Below are 24,453 nucleotides of genomic sequence, written 5' to 3'. Positions count from 1 at the left end.
ACAATGTAGCATAAGCATCATAATTAAAACTGATTGTCGAAACAGTCGTCCCCTCATGAAAATGCCATATTTATTTTCGTAATCGTTGGATCAGATCTTCCATTTTTTTAAATGATTTACAGCCATAAACGTTCTGTTTTAATCAAAGCCAGAAACGCTCAATAGAATTATAATCTGGTGAGTATGGTGGTAGAAAAAACAACTCTCCCCATCCTTGTTTCTTAACAAAAACCCGTACTTTTCTGCTTTTATGTATGGAACCATTGTCTAAAATGATAATTAGTTTTTTGTCTGGGCTTACTTGATGAAGTTGACGTTTCACCTGTCAGCTTGTTTCCAATAGAAACGATTTGTATGCATCTTTAATGCACCAAAAATAGTTATCAATTGAAATTAGCGGAATTAGATCATTTTTTACATGTTGTGTAAAGCGTTAGCATCTTTTACAACAGGTCGGTACCTTATCCATCACAAACTTAAAATTCAGCTAATTTTAATTGTATAGATTCTGAAGCCCATCATCTCGCATAAAAACACGTTCTTTGACTGATTTTCTAAAGAAATTCGTATCCGCTATGTTCGGTCGAGCATGTAAAGAATAGTCTATAATTTGGTCTATAAGTTTTCTTAAAATCAAATCAGCGTCTGGAATTTTAATTGCAACGTCTATGGTTGAAGAGTTTTTTTCATTTCCACTTACATGTTTGGTCTGAGCCGTTTCAAGATCCACGGCCAGTAACATTCGCTCGGTAATCGCTATTTGAGGATCGATACAAATCATAGCTGCTAGTGGATCCCATAAACAAAATTGCTGAAGAAAGGTCTCCATACTCAAATCATCAATCAATTTTTTAAGCATTTGATATATAAGCTTCAAAGCCGGTTGTTGTTTATGGATTAACGAATCAAAAAATTCTTTTGTCATAGGCACCTGGTTCGTCGCATCAAGCGGTACAAGCGTAATTGGTATAGTTGATGAGAAAACAATATCTGCGGCTTTTGGATCGGCATAAATATTCCATTCAGCAACGGTATTATTCGATTTGGTATCAAGCGCTTTTATATTTCCTTCAATGTGTACAGCTCCACCCATAATAACAATTTTTTCAATTTTCTCTTTTGCAAGCTGAGGATATTTTTTAATAAGTTCAGCAATGTTCGTCAGCGGTCCTGTGGCTAGAATAGCTATTCTTTCATTACTATCCTCAAGGGTTTTAACCAACAAATCAACCGCAGAATTAGTTATGTTAGGATTAGGATGTTTTGGGAGTTCGATCCCTAAAAAAAGATTATCAGCCTCTGTTCGAATATACTCTGGAAAGGGTTTTCCTGAGGAATCACATGACTCTTCACTACCATAAGCAATTGGAATCTCTGGTATTCCAAGCAGGAAGCATACCTTTGCCATGTTTTCTGCTCCGTTAAGCCCATGTGCTTCACCAGTATTTGACACAGTAATCGCTTCTACACTTACGTTTTTACTACATAGTAAAAGACATAATGCTGTAACATCATCAAATGCCGCGTCACCATCATGAATAATTTTCATTGAAATCTTCCCTCTGCCGCGTTGTTGTCGCGTATGTTAGTTGAATTTGTAAAATGCCGTTTTGTAAAACCAATCCGTTATTAGCGATTCGGAATTATAACCTATGGACACTATTTGGGGTATCGACCCATTCGGTTATCTTCTGGTCTGGAGAATAACACTATGAAATTGATATCATAGTTACAATCATTCCGGCATTAGACCAAAATGAATAATAACCTCACCGTGGTTGTGGTGGTTTAAGGCTACATCAGCAGTTGGAAAATGGATGAAACGTATATCAAAGTGAATGGTAAGTGGGTTTATCTTTATCGGGCAGTAGATAGAGAAGGTCAGACCATTGATTTTATGCTTTCAGATAGGGGAGACCGCCCTGCTGTCTTGAAGTTTTTCAAAAAAGCCATTGGTTCTAGTGGGCTTTCAGAGAAGGTGAATATTGATAAATCCGGCTCCAATCCCGCAGCTCTCGAGCGAATTAAAACCTTACTTTTTATTCGCGGATTATGGCATTTATTGATTGAAGAGAGGTGCATAAAATATTGGAACAATAGGATTGAACAAGACCATCGGGGTATTAAAAATATCACAAAATATACCCTTGGATTTAAATCTTTTGAAGTCGTTGAGGCAACTATTACAGGAATTGAAAAAACATTATTTGGAAATTTAAATACTGATCCCCAAGATACTGGAAATAAAATAGTTGAAGAATCGAGTGTCCAGCTGAGATAACATTTTCTGAAGCATATTTAGCCCATTGCCAGTTTGGCTGGATATGCGGTAAAACCCTATATCCCAAACATTTTGTCCTATATAATCGGGCTAATTGCCCAATACTCCCCCTTATTATGATTATTGAAATTGATGGCATCTCCATAGAAATTATAAAAAAACCAATTAAAAATATGAATTTACGTATTTACCCCCCAAACGGGTTGGTCAAGGTTAGTGCACCCTTGAGCTTTAGTGAACAATTCATCCGACAGTATTTGCAGGAAAAAAATGACTGGATTCGCAACCAACGCAATCGTATTCGAGAGCGCTCCTCTTATCAGGAAGAAGTATTCCAAACAGGGGCTACGATAAAATTTAAAGGACAAAGCTATTTGTTACTTATTGAAGAACACAATGGCCCTTCCCACATTAAAGTCAAAGACGAACTCATTCATTGTTATATCCAACAAAATCCATCCCCAATGCAAATACAAATGCTTATTGAACGCTGGTACAGGCGAGAAATGGAGTCATTAATACCTGAATTAATTAAGCAGTGGGAAACAGTTATAGGTGTTACCGTAGCTCAATGGGGTATTAAGAAAATGAAAACTCGTTGGGGTTCATGCAATACTCGTGCACGTCGGATTTGGCTAAACCTGAACCTAATCAAAAAACCTGTGCTCTGTCTTGAATATGTTCTGGTTCACGAGTTAGTTCACCTAGTAGAAGCAAGCCACAATAAACGCTTTTATACTTTAATGACTCAATTTATGCCGCAATGGCGAGAGTATCAATATCTACTTGAGGGCAAACACTCAAGAAAATAAATTGCGAATAACCCTTAGCCTCAACTGATATTAATACTAATTTGATTATAATTAGTTTCTTGCATAATCCTCTCATCACGTAAGTGCACTAATTTCTTTGTAAAAAAACTATTCGCCAGATAAGCACTAACGCCTATCACTGCAGGAAGCGTGCTCGGCGGTTCCGAAGCATTGTCGGAAGGCTTGTCAGCAGGTTTAAGGAACAACCCCCCGCCATAAGTGGCGTTAGCCAATCCTTCGACTTGAGCCTTAATCAAAGCCACTCCCAACAAATCAAGCGTTATATTACGAGTAACCATAAATGCCAACGGGATTGATACCCCAGTTACAGGGCCATTATAATCTGTTTCATTTACCAGAAACTCTCCCTCGCAAGGATAAGTAAGACTCTGACGTGGGCTAATTACTTGAGAACTAATAAAAGTACCCGCGATAGCCGCACTTAAACAGGTATAAGCTAAAGAGCCAGACAAGGACTCGGCATTGGTGTATAAAAATTCTTGTACCGCAGGACTTGAAATCATAACTCCATGATGAGTGTTATAATAAGCTTTATCAGTCCTTCCCTGCTGCCATTGTTTTATATTGGCACCTAAGGCCCTTAAAACGGTTCCAGAAGAAATAAGAAGAGCACTTGTAGTGTATACAACATCTTTATGAAGATAATCGCTCATTAAATAAGCAACTCCACCACTCTTTTGCAAAGAATCCTCAAAGGGTATGGTTTCGTTTACTCTGTAGTTAAACTCGTTAAATTCAGCACTGAGTATAACTGTGCCCATCGCATGGACAGCTCCATAATACGATGCGTTTAATGCTTCATCTATTTTAAATGAAATAGCAAATACAGCCCCTCCTGCAATGCAAGCAAGCGAGCCCGTTGCATTAAATGTATTTGACACGGATTCAATAGTTGTATCGACAACCACACCATAAGCTGACCACAATCGATCTCTCCATCCCATCTTTAAATCCTTCGTTATAAACATTTTAAGTAATAAGTATTACTATCCGTACTTCACGAGTCTCACCTTTATAACAAAATATGAGTTATTTTCAAAATTTAAAAAAATTAACGTTGTGGAGATGAGAAGCATTTGGAATAAAATCTCAATTAAATGATCACAAATTGGTAACAGTGGCCAACCAGGCATTAACAATTGGATGAAGAAGGGTTACTATTCCCGCTCTCATAATATCTTACTGAGGATAAAATGAACAACGTAAGAAAAAACATCAGCAGAGTAATTTTTATGGGAAGATGGCTTCAACTCCCCTTATATTTAGGCCTTATTCTAATACTTGCAGCCTATGTATATCGATTTATCGGTGAGTTATTTTCCTTGATTATTCATCTAAATGGGTTTGATGACACACATATTATGCTTGGGGTTCTGGATCTTATTGATGTGGTCATGATAGCTAACCTGCTTATTATGGTAGTTATGGGGGGATATGAAACCTTTGTATCGCATCTGGATTTAGGCTCACATCCCGACAACCCTGAATGGCTGGATCATTTAGATGCTGGGGCGATGAAAATCAAACTAGCCCTTTCCTTGATAGGTATCTCATCCATTCATTTATTACAAACTTTTATTGACCCTACTAAACTAAGCAACTATTCCGTCATGTGGCAAGTGATCATTCATCTAACTCTAATCATTTCAGCTTTAGCCATAGCATGGACAAATCGCTTACTGGAGCAAACCCACCATCATTCATTTCCAATTATGGATGCACCACCCCCTAAAGCTCTGGCTACATCTGAAATGATTAGAAATTTACGCTAGTTAATCAAATGAGTTTCATCGCGTGGTGAGACTCTCTACCAAACAACCGCTTGCAAGAATTTCGTCTTAGTGTAACATTCTTGACTCATTTTTCTATCAGGTACTTACATTGATTGATAGCGATCTCATGACCCATAATCTCCATATGCATGGATTTCACATCATTGATGATTTTCTTGAAGTACAACACTGCCGGTCATTACACAAACTAGCTAAAGAAATGCATCATCAGGGTTTATTTAAAAGCGCTAGAGTAGGTCCTTTAGTTCATGTTCAACATGATAAAACGATTAGAACTGATGAAATTTATTGGTTGGATGAAGGTTCGGTGGAACCTTCAGTGCATGCCTATTTAAAACAAACGACCCAAGTTGCAAACATCCTAAATCAATTTCTATTTTTGGGTTTGATTGAATTTGAAACACATTTCGCAGCCTATCAATCCGGCGCTTTTTATAAAAAACATATTGACCAGTTTGCAACGAAAAAAACCAGAAAAATTTCATGTGTCTATTATCTTAATGAAGACTGGCGGGAAGAGTTTGGGGGTGAACTGACTCTCTATGATAAAGAACAGCAACTTATACAAAAAGTTTCCCCACTGGCAAACCGCTTTATCTGTTTTAAGAGTGAATTACCTCACGAGGTGTGCTTAACCCATCAACCACGATACAGTATTGCAGGGTGGATGAAAACTCGCTCTATGTCTGAGATGGTTCTATAGTATTGCTCCAAGTCTGCGATCATCTCGAGCAGCGTGCAGGCCAATCTGTATACCCCTTGGTGCCGTTACCATACCAGGTTTCTTTTGGTGCCTGTATTAATTCTATTCCGGCTTCTAAACATGCTACCAAGTCAGGATTTGCAATATAAGGACGACCGAAGCAAATTAAGTCGGCTAAATTATTTTCACGTGCTTTGACTGCTAACTGCAAGTCATAACCATTATTTGCTATGTAAATACCATTAAACAACTTCCGCAATGCAGCAAAACTAAAATGAGCAGGAATAGTACGAGGACCCATGGTCTCACCTTCCACCCAATGAATATAAGACAAACCAAAATGATTTAATTGGTTCACAACATAAGAAAAAGTGGCCATAGGATCATGATCATCAATATCGTTTGAATGAGTAACTGGTGAGAGCCGAATACCAATACGTTCTGCTGGCCATACCGCAATTAATGCCTCGACCAATTCCAATAGAAAACGCGCTCGATTAGCAATACTGCCTCCATAGGTATCCTTGCGTTTGTTGGTTTTATCACTTAGAAACTGGTGAATCAAGTACCCATTTGCCGCATGAATTTCTATACCATCAAAACCTGCTCGTTTGGCACACTCACTGGCGTGAACATATTGCTCAATAATATTAGGAATTTCGCTGATCGCCAATGCCCGAGGAGTGACATAGTCTTGAAAACCTGTCTCAGTATAAGCTTTTCCTATTGGGCGAATAGCAGAGGGGGCTACCGGAGGCTGATTATCTACTTGCAAATCAGGATGCGAGATTCGACCCACATGCCACAATTGAGCAAAAATAATCCCGCCTTTTGCGTGAACTGCATCTGTAGACAGCTTCCAACCTAAAGTTTGCTGCTCATTATAAATGCCCGGGGTGAATGCATACCCTTTACCCTGTTGGGAAATTTGAGTGGCTTCTGAAATAATTAATCCAGCGGAGGCTCGCTGGTTATAATATTCTGCGTTCATTGGGCCTTGGACATCTCCTTTTCCAGCACGGGAGCGAGTCAAAGGTCCCATAACAATTCGATTAGAAAGTGTCAGGTCACCTAATTGAGTGGGGTTAAATAAATCGGTGTTACTTTTATGAGTTAGAGACACTACAATATCCTGAAATATCAGCTGGATATTATTAATATACCATGATACGAAATAACTTTGACTAGATTCAGATCCTAAAAAACTGCGTTCGTCTGTTTTGCGCAGCCATAGACGATTAGCTTTGGGAGGAACTCTCTTACTGGAGTAGGCTCCGGATTGCCTTTTCAATATCTTATTCAGCTGAAGAATAAATATTATCGTGTATAATGATATTTTTATTTCATAAAAGCCTTTATGTATGCCTTAGACATTAAACAATTATCTAAAACTTATGCCAATGGAGTTGATGCCGTGAAAAGCATTGATTTAAAAGTGAAAACAGGGGATTTTTTTGCTTTGTTAGGTGCGAATGGTGCCGGAAAATCGACTACTATTGGCCTAATTACTACTTTGGTCAATAAAACGTCCGGTAGCATCTGTATTCATGGCTATGATTTAGATAATGAACCAGAAAAGGCCAAATCCTGTCTGGGTCTTGTTCCTCAAGAGGTAAACCTCAATATTTTTGAAAATTGCATCCAGATTTTGTTGAGCCAAGCCGGTTATTACGGCGTTTCTCGAAAACTAGCCCTAGCCAGAGCTGAATCATTACTGGAGCAATTGGGACTTTGGGACAAACGACACTCTATAGTACGCCACCTGTCCGGTGGTATGAAGCGTCGGCTCATGATAGCAAGAGCTTTGATCCATCAACCGAAAGTACTCATCCTTGATGAACCTACTGCCGGAGTTGATATAGAAATCAGGCGTAGCATGTGGCAATTCTTAACTCGCACCAATGAGGAGGGAACGACTATTATTCTAACCACTCATTATCTGGAGGAAGCCGAGCAACTTTGTAAAAATATTGCCATCATTGATCGAGGACAAATCATTAAAAATACGTCGATGAGTTCATTATTACAGACCTTACATCACCAGACTTTTATTTTTAATACCGAGCAACCTATAGAAGTATTACCTGATTTGAGCCCATTCAAAACCATTCTTATTGACGCAAATACCTTTGAATTACGAATTGATAATAATCTAAGCTTAAATGAAGTATTTTCAGTATTAACACAACACAAAATTAATGTTCACAGTATGCGTAATAAAACCAACCGCTTGGAAGAGCTTTTTCTGGATCTCATCAAAAATGGTCATTAAACAACAACTCATAGCCCTTTATACTCTGGTCAGACGCGAGCTGGTTCGTATGGTTCGTATTGCCAGTCAAGTATTTTTACCTCCCGTGATTACCACCACACTCTATTTTTTAATTTTTGGGAGTCTGATCGGGCCTCGGATTGGCACGATACAGGGGGTAAGCTACCCGATGTTTATCGCACCAGGCTTAATCATGATGTCGGTTATCGTAAACTCATATGGTAATGTTTCCACATCACTGTTTAGTGTGCGCTTTCAAAAGAGTATAGAAGAAATGCTGATAAGCCCCATGCATAATGGTTTGTTATTACTGGGTTATGTTTTGGGGGGGGTTTTTAGGGGGTTAATTGTTGCCATCCTCGTTTTCTTTATCGCAAGCTTTTTCTTGACGCTGGAGTTAGATCATTTACCCATGACCTTACTGGTGGTTTTACTCGTCTCTGCGGTATTTTCCCTGGCGGGATTTACCAACGCAATGCTGGCTCGTAATTTTGATGAGATTATGCTAATCCCAACCTTTGTTTTGACACCACTCACCTATTTGGGCGGAGTATTTTACAGTACGAGTATGCTCCCTGTATTTTGGCAGAAAATTTCTTTTTTAAATCCAATTTTATACATGGTGAATGCCTTAAGGCATGCCATGATAGGTCAAGAGGAGGTAAATATGACGTTGGCTATGAGTATTATTTGCCTCATGTTTGTCGCTCTAACCGTGCTTAATATGATTTTGTTGAAAAAAGGAGTCGGACTGCGTGAATAATAGTTTATTATTTTACTGGTTTTTACTATCAGGAACCTTATTTTGGCTTAAACCCCAGAGCGGCTAAACGTTGATCGATTGATGGATGGGTAGAAAAGGCACTACTTAAAGACTTTACGGGATCAATTCCGGAAGGATCAAACAAATAAGAAGCCTGCCTTACTTGCTCGTGAGCTGTATTACCGTATTGCTGCGCATATTCTTCTGCATTTTGTTGATGATCATCGTTGATTTTAAGCAAAGCCCGAGCCATGGGTTCATTATCACGCATTAACTCAACACATCCCGAATCCGCCATATACTCTCGGGTTCGACTCAAAAACAGGGTTAATAATACTGTTATAATGGGTAAAACATAACGTAGGACAATGATTACCATGGCTAATCGATTATCCCCACGTTTATCACGGCGAAAAATTACTGAATAAAACAAGATATCTATAACTATCAATAAAATATTACTTAGTACAGCCACCATTAAGGTTAATTTAATATCATGGTGACGGATATGGCTTAACTCATGAGCCATTACCGCCTGGAGTTCTGGTCTGTCTAATTTTTTCATTAAACCACGGGTAATCGCTACCATAGCTGATTTTTCACTATAGCCACTGGCAAAAGCATTCATATAATCTGCTTCGATAATAAATATTTTGGGCATATACTGCAATCCCGCTGCAACTTTCATCTCTTCAACGACATTATACAGTTGCTTTTCTTGCAATGACTGAGCTTTTTCAGGGGTGACTTCGTGATATTCGGTGCCTAGTAGCATAATCCGGTCATAGAAAGCATAGGTAATCCATAAAGAAATCACAGCCAACCCCACCATGAGCAATGTGGCGTAAGGAACCACCTTAAAGGTAACTAAAGCAAGAAAACATTGTTCCAGAGAAAGATGTGCTTGAGGATAAGCAGACTGTAAAATAAAAGTATCAGCCACCAGACCAACAAGCAAATAAACTAAAAAAAAGAGCGCAATGACCCCTCGAGTCTTACGCTCATTTTTTTTTAATTGTTCACGCCAATCCCCTGCTGAGGCGTGATATTCTGCGATGGCCATAGTTTATACTCAGAATTTAACCGTATAATCTTCCTTAGCTTGAATTTGATCTTCTGGAAGCCCCCAATAAACAAATTCCTTGTCCAACGAAGAAGCAAAAAGAGACACAATAATGGACTCAAAAAAAGATTTTTTCTTGGCATTATAACGCTCAATACCATCGTTATAAGCCTGTTTGGAATAAGCTAACTTATTTTCCGTGTTCACTATTTCTTCTTGTAATTGCAACACGTTTTGATTGGCTTTTAGATCAGGATATTGCTCAAAAACAACATTTAAACCCGATGCAATCTGAGAGATTCCATTTTCTGCAGCGATCCGTCCTTGTTCATCCCCTAAGGCTTTGGCTGCCTGTGCCTGATTACGTAAAGCCACTACATCTTTTAAAGTGGTTTTTTCATAATCCATATATTGGTTAACTGCCGCAATCAAAGATTCAAATACTTTAAATCGGCGATCCAGCTGTATATCAATTTGTTTTTTGTTGTTATTTATCGCCTCTATTAAAGCAATTAAGGTGTTATAAATACTAATAGCCCAGATAAATAACAGCGCGACCAGTACTAAAATAGCTATAAAAAATGTACCCATTTTTTTATCCTATGCAAAGATTTCCTAATTAAGTTATAGCTTGAAATTAATAAAAATGACAGCGGGCAATAATAAAACTATTCTTGCTAAGAAAAACGACTGGAAGTTGACGCTCTGTGCAACTAGCCTGCTGGATCGTCATCTAGCCCGGTAGAAAACTAGCGCTGTAACCGGGAAATATAATGGCCATTAAATTAATAAAATGTATTTTATAAAAACTGAAGTTGTTTATGGCAAGAAGCCAGAATTGGCTTTAAAAACTGTCCGGTATAAGACTGTTTGCATTGAACAACATCTTCAGGAGTTCCAGTTGCAATAACAAGCCCCCCTTTACTTCCACCTTCAGGACCCAAATCAATAATCCAGTCAGCAGTTTTAATCACATCCAGATTATGCTCAATGATCACAATCGTATTACCCTGTTCGCGTAACCGAAACAGCACTGCTAATAACTGCTTGGTATCATGGAAATGTAACCCGGTTGTTGGTTCATCAAGAATATATAAAGTGCTTCCAGTGTCCCTTTTCGATAATTCCTTAGCTAGTTTAATCCGTTGAGCTTCGCCCCCGGACAGCGTTGTAGCACTTTGTCCCAATTTTATATAGGACAACCCAACATCCATCAGCGTTTTGCATTTTTTAGCAAGTGAGGGTATCGCGGCAAAAAAAGCATTAGCATCTTCCACCGTCATTTCTAAAATTTCATGGATGTTTTTACCTTTATACTGAATTTCCAAAGTTTCCCGGTTGTAACGCTTACCGTGACATACATCACAGGAAACATAAATATCAGGTAAAAAATGCATTTCTACCTTAATAAGACCATCACCCTGACAGGCCTCACAACGCCCCCCTCTCACATTAAAACTAAATCGTCCAGGCTGATAACCACGAGCCCGAGACTCAGGTGTCCCGGAAAATAACTCTCTTATAAAGGTAAATAAGCCGGTATAAGTTGCGGGATTTGAACGTGGTGTGCGCCCAATTGGGCTTTGATTAATGTCTATTACTTTGTCGCATAAATTCAAACCTGAAATTTCTTTTACCGCACCAGGCATAAATAAACTGGCTCGATTAAGCGTATTCGCAGCTAAGGGGTATAAGGTATCGTTGATTAAACTGGATTTACCCGACCCTGAAACCCCGGTAATACAAGTCAATACTCCTAAGGGAATACTAACATTAACTTCCTGCAAATTATTACATGTAACCCCTTTCAAATGGATCATCTTCTCTGGATTAATCGCTAAGCGTGTATCAGGAATTACTATGGCTTGCTTGCCAGATAAATATTGCCCGGTTAACGACGCTGGATTTTGCATCACCTCCCCTGGAGTGCCGCTGGCGACGATTTCTCCCCCATGCACGCCAGCTCCGGGGCCTATATCGAGCACAAAATCGGCACTACGAATTGCATCTTCATCATGCTCTACGACAATGACGGTATTGCCCTGGTTGCGTAAATGCATGAGTGTTTGCAGTAATCGATCATTATCGCGTTGGTGTAAACCAATTGAGGGCTCATCCAAAATATACATCACCCCAACCAATCCAGAGCCTATTTGACTGGCTAAACGAATGCGTTGCGCCTCACCTCCTGATAATGTTTCAGCACTTCGAGTTAATGAAAGGTAATCTAGACCGACATTCACCAAAAAACCTAAACGCTCAATAATTTCTTTATTTATTTTTGCCGCAATTTCGCCTCTATAACCGGTTAACTGTAAGTTTTTGAAAAATTCATGCGCTTTTTCTATAGAATAGGCGGAAATTTCAGGTAAATTTTTATTATCAATAAAAACATTTCTAGCTTCTTCACGCAATCTTGCACCATAGCAAGATTGACAAGGCCGCGACGACAAGTATTTCGCAAGATCTTCCCTTATCATGCTGGAATCTGATTCACGGTAACGACGCTGCATATTTGGGATTATTCCTTCAAAAGCATGCCTTTTCACCATGTAACCACCATTAGGCCTGTGATAATTAAACTCAATTACTTCTCGACCACTTCCATAAAGAATAATTTGCTGCGTATCTGCAGATAAATCACAAAAAGCTGTATTGATATCAAATTCATAATGAGTAGCAAGTGATTCAAGCATACTAAAATAGTAATTGGTTTTCTTATCCCATCCTCGAATGGCTCCCTCCGCTAAACTGGCGGTTTCATTATGAACCACTCGCCCAGGATCAAAAAACTGATCCACACCCAGACCATCACAGGCAGAGCAGGCTCCCATAGGATTATTAAAAGAAAACAACCTCGGCTCTAGTTCACTTAAACTGTAACCACATTCGGAACAGGCAAACTTGGAGGAGTAAAGCAGGTCTCCAAACTCAGCATCCATTGAGGAAACGATGGCTATACCGTCTGCTAAATTCAACGCATTTTCAAAAGACTCACTTAAGCGCTGAGCAATGTCCTGTCTCACTTTAAATCTATCTACAACAACCTCAACAGTATGATTGGTGCGCAAACCCAGTTTGGGCGGGGAATCTAATTCGCAAAGCTCACCGTCGATCCGGGCACGAACATAACCCTGAGCTTGCAATTGTTGGATTAATTGCACATGTTCTCCTTTGCGATCGCGCACTACAGGGGCTAAAATCATTACCTTGCTGTCAGCGGGTAAAGTTAAAACCTGATCGACCATCTGACTAATAGTTTGAGCATGCAGACTTATGTGATGAGTTGGACAGCGCGGCTCACCAACTCGAGCATAAAGCAAGCGTAAATAATCATAAATTTCAGTGATTGTTCCCACCGTAGAACGAGGATTATGTGAGGTTGCTTTTTGTTCAATAGAAATAGCAGGAGATAAACCTTCAATAGAATCTACATCTGGTTTTTCCATCATGGATAAAAATTGTCTTGCATAAGCAGATAAAGATTCTACATAACGTCGCTGTCCTTCAGCGTATAAGGTATCAAAAGCCAAGGAAGATTTTCCAGATCCAGACAAGCCAGTAATTACAATTAATTTATCTCTCGGGAGATCCAGGTCCAGATTTTTAAGATTGTGAGTTCTTGCGCCCCGAATACTGATAGTATGCATATAGTTCATATTTTGATTTAAAAAGAAACAAGTATAGCTCTGCTATACTAATAAGACAAACGGTCATTCTACTGAAAAAAGGAATTTAAAGATGAAATTTCTTTTGCGTGCAATTAGTATAACTCTCCTGGTGTATTCATCTTTTTCACATGCCAATCCAAATCCCGATGTAGGTGAATGGGTAAAGCAAACTCTGTCAGATACTCTCTCAATATATTTTGAGCAAAAACAAGATAACTTGGCACCAATTCGTAATAATTATTCCTACGACTCCTGGAATGCCCTGCTCGGATTTCTGAGTAACTATATCGATACCTCACGCAAGCAGCAACTCATTGTACATCCTTATTTAAAAGACGAGCCCATCGTAGTTGGCCAAGGGTTATCATCAGGCATCCATTTCTGGCGCGTTAATCAAGCAGTGGTATTGCCCGAATTAAAAATAGAGCTTTTTTTCTCAATCATAGTTCTTTTAAGAAGTGCCGATAGTGAGGAACCCTATGTTATTCAAAGCATGGATATTATAAAAAGTGACTATTAACAATTACAGACAATGCTTAATTTTTTGGTCACTCTCGTTAAATGGGCATTGGGTATAAGTAACTATACGAGTATACTAATCTGAAATCTGAACGAACGAACGAACGAATATTAAGTGGAGAGCACAATGCGTTATATCCTTTATTGTTTTATTTCTCTCACGTTACTTTCCTTTATAAGTCAGACTCAAGCCAATAATCTTAAAAAAATAGAACAAGACCTAAGTGACTCTTTAATTACTACTAAAATTACTGCCCAATTTACCGAAAATAAAAACATCAATCCATTAAAGGTTTCGGTATCAACATCGCAGGGAGTGGTTCGGTTACGTGGCCATGTCAAAGACAGGCAAGCATTTGTTGAGGCATTGCGTATAGCTAAAACCACTCAAGGGGTGAAATCAGTTCGCGCCAATACTTTGTATATCAAAAAAGTTAATACTGCATTTACCGATGCTTTCATTACCGCAAAGGTTGAAACTGCGGTACTCAAGGCCAAAGTATTGGACGATGAATCCATCCCTCTGGTAGGAATTAACGCAACAACAACCAATGGCGTAGTGACGTTATCTGGGAATGTTATCCGTGCTCAATCGGTTACCTTTATTATAAAACGAGTCAATGCAATACGGGGGGTCAAGAAAATCATTACCCTTTTAGAAATTAAGGATAATAAATGAAACTCTTGACTCGTTTTAAATTGTTCTTATGGTATTTTGGCCACTTCAAAATAGCCCTAATCGGTTATTTAAAACCCCGTTTAATTAAGTTATCGGATAACGAATTAGTACTGCGCATCCCATTAAGAAAACGTAGCCGTAATCATTTAAATTCAATGTATTTTGGTGCTTTGGCTGTAGGTGCTGATTTAGCTGCTGGATTACATGGATTTTATTATGCTGATCTGGCAAAGTGCAAAGTATCTTTAGCCTTTAAATCATTTCAAGCCCAATTTTTGCGCCGACCGGAGTCTGATGTTTATTTCGTCTGCACTGCCGGAGAAACAGTCAAAAATATGATAGCAGAATCTCAGGTTTCAGGAGAACGAGTCAATAAACCAATTGACATCAAAGCCTATATTAATTATTACAATCAACCAGAAGAGGTCGCCAATTTTACTCTGGAGCTTTCACTTAAAGTAATACAATGAATTTATCCTGACGCTAAAAAAATAACACGTACTCCGCCGCATTACTGAATTTGACAAAATATCCAAGCAAGTCTAATTTAAAATCATGGTGAAATTTTATTTTCACCTCCTTGAGGCCGGAATATATGATAGATCTTATAATCCAAACCCAACCTGATGATGAGAGTTGTGGTCCAACAAGCTTGCATGCTATCTATAAATTTTATGGTGTCAATATACCCTTGGACGAAATTATTCACGGCACTGATCGCTCCCTTTCTGGTGGCACATTAACACCCATGTTAGCAAAGCATGCCTTACTAAATGGCTTTCAAACCCGTATTTATATTTATAATTTAAATCTTTTTGATCCCACCTGGTTTCACCACGGCCAGGCCGATAATCAATTTTTAATAGAAAAACTTGGCACCCAAATGGAATACAAAACTGATCCCTACATGAAAGAAGAAACCCTGGCCTACCTTGATTATTTAAAGTTGGACGGCAAAATTAGCATGAACTCACTCAATGTGGATTTATTAAAAAAATACTTTAAAAAAGGTATCCCCATTTTAACTGCTCTAAGTGCCACATACTTATATCGTAGTTCACGGGAATACTTTACTCCGGAAGGTAAATCAGTTTACGATGACATTCGTGGCACGCCGTGTGGACATTTTGTAGTGCTTTGTGGGTACGATCAAAAAAAACGACTTGTAGTGATTGCTGACCCTCATGCAAAAAACCCACTTTTTCATAATAATTATTATAAAGTAAGTATAAATCGCTTGATTAACTCGATAATGCTTGGTGTACTAACTTACGATGCCAATTTACTCATCATTGAACCCAAAGAGAGATAAATGCAAACAGTTATAGTTACTGATAATCTTAAAAGTTGGTCTTTTTTAAGTGAACTTGCTCCTATAGTACATGCCAGAGACTACCTTAGTGGCGATGAATACCACCAGAGTAAATCTTTTCGAGTCATTAATCTTTGCCAATCGTATAATTATCAAACTATAGGTTATTACGTATCGCTGTTGGCACAGGCCCATGATCATAAAGCTTTGCCTTCTGTTCACAGCATTCAGGATGTTTTAAATGTCAGTCTATCCAAATTAATCTCGCAAGATACTCATGAAGAAATTCAGCATAGTTTACACGATCTTAAGGGTAATGAATTTACCTTAAGTTTGTATTTTGGTCAAAATATGGCCAAAAAATACGCCACTCTAGCCAAACAATTACATGGTCTATTTCCATTGCCCTTGATTCGCTTTACACTGGAAAAGAAAAAACAATGGAAAATTAAATCATTAACGCCGTTATCTCTATCCGATGTTCCAGTACAACATTTGGAATTTATGCGTGAAGCTGCTGAAAATTATCTATCGAAAAAAAGAGTCCACCAATGGCGCAAAAAACAACGCTTTCACGATCTGGCTATCCTTGTAGATCCAACAGAACCCAATGCCCCCTCAAATAAAAAAGCATTGGAATTCTTTACTTCTTGTGGTGAAGAGTTAGGATTAAACGTTGATATTATTGATAAAAATGAAAGTAAGTCGATTGCAGAATATGATGCCTTATTTATAAGAGCAACCACCTCGGTAAACCACTATACTTATCGCTTATCACGCCGTGCTGCACAGGAAAATCTGGTGGTTATTGATGATCCCCAATCGATCATCAAATGTTCCAATAAAGTATATCTTGCTGAACTGTTAAGCAGCCACCAAATCATGACCCCTGACACCCTGTTTATTAGTAAATATGATGAACAATTGCCAAAAATAGAATTCCCCTGTGTTTTAAAAAAACCAGACAGCGCCTTTTCCCATGGAGTCGTTAAAATTGACGATGAAAAATCTTTACAAAAATCACTAGGCCAATTTTTCAAAACATCAGATTTAGTTGTAATCCAACCGTTTATTCCTACTGAATTCGATTGGCGAATTGGTATTCTGGATAATAAACCTCTTTTTGCCTGCCGTTATTTTATGGCCAAAGGGCATTGGCAGATCTATGATTGGCACGGTACACAGGAACAAAAGGAGGGGGATCATGAAACACTTCCCATCCATGCAGTACCAGAGGCAATTCTTAAAATCGCTTTAAAAAGTACACGCTTAATTGGAAATGGCTTATACGGCGTAGATATCAAAAGTCATGGTAATAAGCATTACGTCATAGAGGTCAATGACAATCCCAATATAGACAACGGTCTTGAAGATCAAATTTTGGGTGAAAATATATACCACCAAATTATGAACGTCTTTTTACAACGTATTCGCAGGAAACACGGTTATGTCTAACTTCCCTATTTTTTCTGTATTGGGTATAGAAATAGAGTATATGTTAGTTGATAGAGACACTTTAAATGTTCAACCTAAAAGCGATTTGATTTTAAGTGCTTTAGCTGGGGAGCTGGTCAATCAAGTAGAGTTAGGCGACATTGCTATTAGTAATGAATTGGTGATGCATGTATTAGAACTAAAAAATAATGGTCCCAAATCCCCTGATACACCCATTGCCGAATCCTTTCAAAATACCATTTTGAGATTACAACCTCTTCTTGAGCAACATAACCTGTTACTATTACCTACTGGAACCCATCCCTGGATGAACCCACATTCTGAAACAGTGCGCTGGCCACATGGTAGTCACGCTATTTATAATCAATTTGACACTATATTTGACTGTCAAGGCCACGGCTGGGCGAATTTACAAAGCATGCATGTTAACCTTCCCTACTCCAATCAGGAGGAATTTTGTCAATTGCATAATATTATTCGCCTTCTCCTACCCTTATTGCCGGCCCTTGCAGCGAGCTCTCCTTTACTTGACGGAAAAGCTACCGGATTATTGGACTCAAGGCTGTATTTCTATTGTCGAAACCAAAGACGCATTCCCTCCATAAGTGGGGACATTATTCCTGAATTTATTCGTACAGAAGAGGAATACCATCAAAAAATTCTTGCTCCGATGTATCAAGATATTAACCCGCATGATCCAAACAAGATATTACAACACCAATGGTTAAATTCACGGGCAGCAATTCCAAAATTTGATCATAAAGCCATAGAAATTCGTATTTTGGACAGCCAGGAATGTGTAGATGCTGATATTGCCATAGCAACGGCCATCAATGCTATCTTAAAGTATTGGCAAGCCTCCTCTGGATACTATCTCGATAATCCTTGTGACACTGAGCGTTTAAAACAGGTATTTGATCAAAGCATAACAAAAGGACTGGCGGTAAAAGTTGATGACAGAGAACTAATGACTCAGTGGCAATTACCTCATCGTGCTCTGACTCTTAGAGAGATATGGTCACAATTGATAGAAAAAATCTGTTCTGAATTAGAACACAAACAACAGTTAGCTCTTGAGCTGATATTAAGTCAAGGGAGTTTAAGCGAGCGTATTCTGCGTGCTATTGGTAACGATATGGATAAAAACTTGTTACAAAAAATATATTATCAACTGACTCACTGCCTTATTTCCAATCAGCAATTTATGCCATGATGAAAAAAATAGCTTTAATAATCAGTTGTGAGCATGCTGTTGATATCGTACCAGAACCGTACCATACTTTATTTGCTCCGTTTAAAAACCTTTTAGCCAGTCATCGAGGTGTTGACTTTGGTGCCTTAGCCATAGCAGAGCATCTATCAAAAAAGCTTTCCTGTGATTTTATTCAGGCGACGACCACAAGACTTCTTGTCGATTGCAACAAAAGTATGAATCACCCCCGTTGTTTCTCTGAGATTACCCGAGATTTATCGCCTGAAGAAAAACAAAAAATTATGGACCTGTATTATTGGCCGTTTCGCCAACAGGTCATGGCCTTGATTAAAAAAAATATTGATCTGGGCTCACAAGTGTGGCATTTGTCCATTCATAGCTTTACTCCTGTTTTACATAACATTGTCCGCAATACAGATATAGGATTACTGTATGATCCGCAACGCTCTCCAGAAAAAACTCTGGCCAGTCAGTGGAAAAAAGAAATCCACACCCAAACTCCGATATACAAAATTAGAATGAATTACCCCTATCGAGGGGTGAGTGATGGTTTCACTAGCATGATGAGAAAGGTCTATACAAGCGAACAATACCTGGGAATTGAAGTGGAGGCAAATCAGGAATTAACCCAAAACACTCAAAATCTCGACACTTTAAAAAATATTTTAACAATTAGCTTATTAAAACTAATATGTTAATATTAACTTAATTAAGTTCTATTAGAATAATCAGCACTTCATGCTTTCGGTAATTTGATGATTTCAGAAATCTTTTCAAAACATATTCTAGAATACATATTAGAATCCGGCTATGTTTCCGAATATATAGAGCTGGTTGAATCATTTAAGAAAAATCAGATCTCCAAGATAATTGAAACAATTAACGCAAAAATATTAGAAACCCTGGACAGCCCTAAATTTAATCCTCGAATTGCGCCATATTTCAAAAATAGAAATAAAGAAGGGGTTCCCTTTACTGATTTTGGACTTGATCCGGTTAATATTTCTCAAATAAAAAAGATCATCAATGCTTTATATCATGCTCGATTAACTTTTTTAGACTTAGAGCATGTAGATTTAAGAAACCCTTCACGTACTAGTGCTGATTTGAAATTGCTCTATGGCAAAACAATCCATGAGGCTTATGAAGCAAGTTATTTATTAACCCATTTAGACGTTGATATTAAAGACATGTTTAGCGAAGAACTTGCCCTCATTGTTCCTCATATTAATCACTTTCACGCCTTTGTAAAAAGGCAGTCGGCGACGACACAAGAAATCGCTGAGACACTGGTAGATGTTGATATTGAAGACATGTCTAATGAAGAGTCTCTCATTAGTAAGTATATTCATAAGCTTAAAGCGTTCGCAAAGAAAAATTCAGTTACTCCCAAAGAAATGGCCGAAAAATCTAAAGTTTACCCTTTAAGCTATAAAGCCGGAGAAGTTACCGGAATTGCTATAGAACAAATGCAACTCAATAGCGGGGATTTGGATTATAATTTTCTGACTCAGTTCAGCGCTGATTTACCTGGGCATATAGACAAATTAACCCAATACATCTCCAAATACTCCTCTCAAATCATAGAGAAAGAACCACTTAGTAAAGAAAAAATAGAAGAGCTGCAAGATGCAGCGTTTAAGTTATTAAATGATTTGGAAAATTTAAAGGGCAACAGACTGTTCCTCTCATTTAAAGTTTTAAATTACATTCACATCATTCGCAATATTATTACTTTATCCATGAGTTCCCTGGAACAAATGGGGAATTTAAGTGACTCCTCTCAAGATGTCATTCGTGATAATTTAGCTCAGTTAAAATATTCTGTATTACCTGCATTATTTGGTCTGGTCGATAAAATTGAAGACAATGCCATGCTAAGACCTGGCACATTTTCTACTCCCTTAATGGAGAAAATCAAACCTCTTTATAAATTATTGATCTATTATGCATCCAAGCCGGTTAATTTTCAGGAAAAAGGCGAAGAATTACTCAGTATAGAAGACTCTCGTTTTCTTGCTTTAAGATTAGAAGACACGTTCAAACGAATTGATAAATCCAATAACGCCCTGTTTAAAATCAACAAAGCCCAAGACGCCTTAACTGATTTTTATTTAATCCTTGATGATCCCCAGTTCAGGGATATGGCGCTTCATCAACTCCCTCAGGAAACCATAGATCAACTGATTAAACTTTATAAGCTGATTAAACCTTATATGATGCAAATTGATGGGGATTTTAATAGTCTTATCCTCCGAAGTCTCCAGGGACTTGGAGAGGAAAATATCACCTCTTTTCTATCGGCACAATGGCGTTGGTTAAAAGGGGAACTTCCTGCAAACCATGTCAGTTTTGTTTTAGAAAAGAAAAATGCAGTACAGAATTTAATCTCCCAAAAAAGAGCAACTCAGGAATTTCATATTGCCTTGAATAAGGATTTGATTGATTCGGTTCAAAAACAAACCAATTTAGTTTTATTCCCTTACAGTGAAAAAACAAATGTCTTTACTCTTGATGAATCAACCGCGCTAAATTTTAAACCTCTGCTCCAACATAAAAAAGCACAAGAAGCTTTGGCTGCCTTTTATCTGATACTCAATGATCCTCAGTATAGAACCGAGACAATTTATAACTTGCCTCCGGGAACAAACGAGCAACTTATTAAGCATTTTGAAGTTCTTGAGCCTTATATTATCCAGATTGATCCAAATCTCAATAAATTGATCAATCAGATTTTATTTAAACAAGAAAGCTGGGTTTTTTTTCTCTCCAAAACCTGGTCGTGGACGAAAACCAAACTTCCTGCAGACCATGTCAGTTATATTTTAGAACAAAAAAATAATTTACAGGATTTAATCTCTGAAAAAATAGCCAATGAGCCTACCTCTTTATTGCAATTTAAAAAAGAAGAAGGACATAATTTACTGAGTAATCCAGAACAGTTACGTGCTGATCACGCCCTTGATTTATACCAATGGTATCGAAATAAACACAGTAAATTTATGATCGCACGAAATGCTTATAATGAATTTATTGCCTTGTTAAGGCAACATCCGCAAACTCAGAGTGATGTTCTTCATATTAATCATCTTGATGACGCGGTAAAAGCTAAATGTCGCAACTTATATAACCTCTTCCAACCTTATTTCATTAATGGAATGCCCGAAGAACGTCGCGCTTGCGCGTTAAGTTTTGATAGCTATCTGGTTCACTCCTTGTCGAATAAAGCTTTCTCTACTACTGCTCCTCCCGTGAATCTGTTTGTGGAAATGAATGAACATTTTCAAGTGTATTTTACTCAGATTGATATAAATTGGAATAAAAAAAGTCGATCTTACTTAAGATGTGCGAGAGAAAAATTTGAAAGTGAAAATCAAGCGTCTCCACTAGAATCTGAAACCAATACGGAAAATAGAGCATACCATTTAATTCCCCATACTAAATACTCTAAATTTATCAAAAAATTCAGAACCACACTGTTTGAGAAGACAGCAACATTTAACGAAGCAATGCGAACAGAGTTAACCCCCAAGCAAAATATACCTCTTTATCCAAAGCCTGCAACTCCTGTTGAGGAGCTGATTGAAGCGTTTAATAAATTTATTAACGATGAGATCAATACCATACCCTTTCCTGAATTAGAAGATAAAAACCAGACATTGACTCAAAGTAAGCAGGTTGTAGCAATAAAAAGAATATACAATGCTCTTTATCATGTTGAAGGCATAGTTCGTGAATTAGAAGAACTGACTAATCGTCAATATGAAAGTGTTTATGTCTATCATTTATTAAAAGCCTATGGACATATTAATGAGATCAAGGAATTAACTGAGGAACTTGCTGCTGACCCTCATTTTGGACTCATAGGCCGTGAGCTATTGGAAAAAACACAAACTATTTTTGCTACTATCCAGGAGCACAGTGATCCCTATCAGGTTTCACCTGATGAAGTACCTACTGAGGGAACCGTACAATATAGTGGCTTGTGGTATGCACTTAACGCATTCTTTATCATTCCCAAACATATTAGAGCCTTAAACAATAGTAATTATCTTACTACAGAGGAACTTGATGCGTTACATGTGAGTGCTAAAAACTCGGCTGTAAGAATAGAAAAAATAATTAGTAGCTCAAACTCCTATTTTAAATTGTTCCTACAAACACCGAATATGTATCGGTTATACCGAGACCTCACCAATAAACTCAATGAATTCATCAGTACCTCTCATGATACAATGATGGATAATTTAGATAAGTTCAGAGCTGAATTTATTACGCCAATGCTTCTTGAAGCTGATTTATGGGAAGATAAATTAGGATTAAAACCAGGCACTTTATCTAAGCCCCTAAAGCAAATGACCGATGATTATTATGAAGGATTACTCGATTCTCTTAGTTTGAATTCTGCAACTCATATTGCACTGGTTTGTGATAAAGCCCCCATAGAAAAAAGAATAGACATAACTAATAAAAAGATTGATAGTGCAGTCCAACACATTGCTAAATTGGAAAAAAATTATAAACATGTAGAAAACTTATATGAGCTCATCTCCAAATATGAAAATTTTAAAGGAGGCCTGATTCCTTCATCCCCCTTAATTTTAGCTCTAACCCAGGACGATTTGCTCGAAACTTATAAAAAAGCCTTACCCAAATTAGTTAGACTACAAAAAAAAATGGACATACAAGCAAGTAAAAAAGTCACTGACCACCAATTAGATGACTTATTCAATTCAGGAATCTCTGAATATGAGCCAAAATTAACTCAAATAAAAACCTTGGTAACCGCAAGCCATCATTATTATTTAGGAATAAACGCCACTTATCAAATGCAGTTAAATACTGGTACGGAAAAGTTAACGTATCTCAACAAGCTAAAAGAAAAACAAGAGAAATTTTATAATCCTCTTTTTGTAGAGAACTATACCCAGAAGTCATTTAATAAGCACCTCGACGCATTATGTAACCGTCATATAGGCTTACAATATACTGATAAGGAATATTGCAAGAAGCTTGAACGTTATTTACTAACCTTCAAAGACAAGATCATCAATGACTCAAGAACTGCTGAAGATATTAATCTCACAATCAGAAATTTACTGAAAGAAAAAATTAGCCTGTTTGAAAAAGATAACTTTGCTCAACATTATCACCTCGACACAGTACGCGTTGCTTTAGCCCAATTTAAAAACTACTTTAGTCTCTCTAATTCAGCCATTGAAAATAAGAAGTCTGTCTTTGAAAACGAAGCGACTTTGGAAAGAAAATCAGAATATATAAATAACCTGATTACCATTGCAAATAACGAAAAACTAAGCATTGATGAGCGTTTCAAACAAATAATAGTTCACGTTAGAAACCCTAACTTTGAAAGAATAGTACTGGCTTATAAACAAGAAAATTATTTTAGTTTCATTTACCTCAAACAGTGTTTTATTTCTTTATTAGAAATCCTTCACCTCTATACGCCTACACGAAAAGCCCTTTTTAACAGCTTGAGGAGCGCAGTAAATAATGAGCCTAAAATTAATGAGCTCACCAAACGCTTTGGTTTATTTGCAGCCTCAAGTACTACTGAGGAGCTCCCCCTGCTTGAAGTAGATACTAAAGAGCCAGACATTGAAACTAATACTGATCAAATTGAGATGAAAGCAAATAGAAATCTTGCCAACGAAGGGGATACCAAAAGCCGAAAAAATATGCTCGTCTTTATTCAGCGGATGCAGACTACTCCTGATCACGTATCCGAAGAAAAACATAGATTGGTACTGCATTAATAATCACACACAATAACCCCTATTTATCCCCATTTTATCCAGAGAACAAAAAAGCAATATCATTACCAAAGTCGCAGTTAATAATTGTTTTAACTCATTGTCCATAATCAAATCCGAAA

21 protein-coding genes are annotated in these 24,453 nt (G+C 37.7%); 14 read left to right on the top strand and 7 right to left on the bottom strand.

Annotated features, from left to right (window positions below):
* Window positions 1-142 precede the first annotated feature (142 nt).
* Entirely contained in the window at window positions 143-322 is a 180-nt protein-coding gene (locus HRS36_RS19000) for a transposase (protein WP_173236061.1), read from the bottom strand.
* 171 nt (window positions 323-493) lie between these two features.
* Complete coding sequence (locus HRS36_RS02215) at window positions 494-1,549, bottom strand: nucleoside hydrolase (protein ID WP_173236060.1); 1,056 nt, start codon at window positions 1,547-1,549, stop codon at window positions 494-496.
* Window positions 1,550-1,813: 264 nt separating this feature from the next.
* Here HRS36_RS02215 and HRS36_RS02210 point away from each other — a divergent pair, with 264 nt between their 5' ends.
* Complete coding sequence (locus tag HRS36_RS02210) at window positions 1,814-2,281, top strand: DDE-type integrase/transposase/recombinase (RefSeq protein ID WP_173236059.1); 468 nt, start codon at window positions 1,814-1,816, stop codon at window positions 2,279-2,281.
* 116 nt (window positions 2,282-2,397) lie between these two features.
* Window positions 2,398-3,093 (top strand): M48 family metallopeptidase, encoded by a 696-nt coding sequence (locus HRS36_RS02205; RefSeq protein WP_173236058.1) that lies wholly within the window; start codon window positions 2,398-2,400, stop codon window positions 3,091-3,093.
* Between the two features lie 20 nt (window positions 3,094-3,113).
* Here HRS36_RS02205 and HRS36_RS02200 read toward each other — a convergent pair whose 3' ends face one another.
* Window positions 3,114-4,058 (bottom strand): hypothetical protein, encoded by a 945-nt coding sequence (locus HRS36_RS02200; RefSeq protein WP_173236057.1) that lies wholly within the window; start codon window positions 4,056-4,058, stop codon window positions 3,114-3,116.
* A 249-nt stretch (window positions 4,059-4,307) separates the two neighbouring features.
* Between HRS36_RS02200 and HRS36_RS02195 the strand changes: the two genes are divergently transcribed.
* Both HRS36_RS02195 and HRS36_RS02190 read left to right on the top strand, forming a co-directional pair.
* Window positions 4,308-4,886 carry a TIGR00645 family protein gene (locus HRS36_RS02195; RefSeq protein ID WP_173236056.1) on the top strand — a complete coding sequence of 193 codons (579 nt, stop codon included), beginning with the start codon at window positions 4,308-4,310 and terminating at the stop codon, window positions 4,884-4,886.
* Between the two features lie 109 nt (window positions 4,887-4,995).
* Window positions 4,996-5,610 carry a 2OG-Fe(II) oxygenase gene (locus HRS36_RS02190; protein WP_173236055.1) on the top strand — a complete coding sequence of 205 codons (615 nt, stop codon included), beginning with the start codon at window positions 4,996-4,998 and terminating at the stop codon, window positions 5,608-5,610.
* Between the two features lie 19 nt (window positions 5,611-5,629).
* Here the strand turns inward: HRS36_RS02190 and HRS36_RS02185 are convergent, their stop codons facing one another.
* Window positions 5,630-6,733, bottom strand: a complete 1,104-nt coding sequence (locus HRS36_RS02185; protein WP_173236054.1) for an alkene reductase — start codon at window positions 6,731-6,733, stop codon at window positions 5,630-5,632.
* A gap of 234 nt (window positions 6,734-6,967) precedes the next feature.
* Between HRS36_RS02185 and HRS36_RS02180 the strand changes: the two genes are divergently transcribed.
* The gene (locus HRS36_RS02180) at window positions 6,968-7,882 is read left to right on the top strand and encodes an ABC transporter ATP-binding protein (RefSeq protein ID WP_173236053.1); all 915 of its coding nucleotides are present in this window, start codon (window positions 6,968-6,970) and stop codon (window positions 7,880-7,882) included.
* Window positions 7,872-8,645 carry an ABC transporter permease gene (locus HRS36_RS02175; protein WP_173236052.1) on the top strand — a complete coding sequence of 258 codons (774 nt, stop codon included), beginning with the start codon at window positions 7,872-7,874 and terminating at the stop codon, window positions 8,643-8,645. Before HRS36_RS02180 ends, HRS36_RS02175 begins: the two co-directional genes overlap by 11 nt.
* A 37-nt stretch (window positions 8,646-8,682) precedes the next feature.
* On the opposite strand, the gene htpX is transcribed toward HRS36_RS02175, so the two are convergent.
* The 3 genes from htpX to uvrA form a co-directional block, all read right to left on the bottom strand.
* Window positions 8,683-9,708 carry a zinc metalloprotease HtpX gene (htpX, locus tag HRS36_RS02170; protein ID WP_173236051.1) on the bottom strand — a complete coding sequence of 342 codons (1,026 nt, stop codon included), beginning with the start codon at window positions 9,706-9,708 and terminating at the stop codon, window positions 8,683-8,685.
* A 9-nt stretch (window positions 9,709-9,717) separates the two neighbouring features.
* Window positions 9,718-10,299: a LemA family protein gene (locus HRS36_RS02165; protein WP_173236050.1), complete on the bottom strand. Its 582-nt coding sequence runs from the start codon at window positions 10,297-10,299 to the stop codon at window positions 9,718-9,720.
* Between the two features lie 209 nt (window positions 10,300-10,508).
* A complete protein-coding gene (uvrA, locus tag HRS36_RS02160) occupies window positions 10,509-13,358 on the bottom strand; it encodes an excinuclease ABC subunit UvrA (RefSeq protein WP_173236049.1) in 2,850 nt (949 codons plus the stop codon).
* A 91-nt stretch (window positions 13,359-13,449) separates the two neighbouring features.
* On the opposite strand from uvrA, the gene HRS36_RS02155 reads away from it, so the two are divergent.
* The 8 genes from HRS36_RS02155 (at window position 13,450) to HRS36_RS02120 (ending at window position 24,334) form a co-directional block, all read left to right on the top strand.
* Window positions 13,450-13,899 (top strand): DotI/IcmL/TraM family protein, encoded by a 450-nt coding sequence (locus HRS36_RS02155; RefSeq protein ID WP_173236048.1) that lies wholly within the window; start codon window positions 13,450-13,452, stop codon window positions 13,897-13,899.
* Window positions 13,900-14,025: 126 nt separating this feature from the next.
* Window positions 14,026-14,577 (top strand): BON domain-containing protein, encoded by a 552-nt coding sequence (locus tag HRS36_RS02150; protein ID WP_173236047.1) that lies wholly within the window; start codon window positions 14,026-14,028, stop codon window positions 14,575-14,577.
* Window positions 14,574-15,047 carry a DUF4442 domain-containing protein gene (locus HRS36_RS02145; RefSeq protein ID WP_173236046.1) on the top strand — a complete coding sequence of 158 codons (474 nt, stop codon included), beginning with the start codon at window positions 14,574-14,576 and terminating at the stop codon, window positions 15,045-15,047. The genes HRS36_RS02150 and HRS36_RS02145 overlap by 4 nt, the downstream gene beginning before the upstream one ends.
* A gap of 125 nt (window positions 15,048-15,172) precedes the next feature.
* A complete protein-coding gene (locus HRS36_RS02140) occupies window positions 15,173-15,889 on the top strand; it encodes a C39 family peptidase (protein ID WP_173236045.1) in 717 nt (238 codons plus the stop codon).
* Window positions 15,890-17,344 carry a RimK family protein gene (locus HRS36_RS02135; RefSeq protein WP_173236044.1) on the top strand — a complete coding sequence of 485 codons (1,455 nt, stop codon included), beginning with the start codon at window positions 15,890-15,892 and terminating at the stop codon, window positions 17,342-17,344.
* Complete coding sequence (locus HRS36_RS02130) at window positions 17,337-18,557, top strand: glutamate-cysteine ligase family protein (protein ID WP_173236043.1); 1,221 nt, start codon at window positions 17,337-17,339, stop codon at window positions 18,555-18,557. Before HRS36_RS02135 ends, HRS36_RS02130 begins: the two co-directional genes overlap by 8 nt.
* Window positions 18,554-19,255: an N-formylglutamate amidohydrolase gene (locus HRS36_RS02125; RefSeq protein WP_226905545.1), complete on the top strand. Its 702-nt coding sequence runs from the start codon at window positions 18,554-18,556 to the stop codon at window positions 19,253-19,255. The genes HRS36_RS02130 and HRS36_RS02125 overlap by 4 nt, the downstream gene beginning before the upstream one ends.
* Window positions 19,256-19,312: 57 nt before the next feature.
* A complete protein-coding gene (locus HRS36_RS02120; RefSeq protein WP_173236042.1) occupies window positions 19,313-24,334 on the top strand; it encodes a protein SdhA in 5,022 nt (1,673 codons plus the stop codon).
* The last annotated feature ends 119 nt before the right edge of the window (window positions 24,335-24,453 follow it).

The organism is Legionella antarctica (genome assembly GCF_011764505.1).
Lineage (GTDB): Bacteria > Pseudomonadota > Gammaproteobacteria > Legionellales > Legionellaceae > Legionella > Legionella antarctica.
This window is presented reverse-complemented; position numbering and strand designations above follow the sequence as displayed.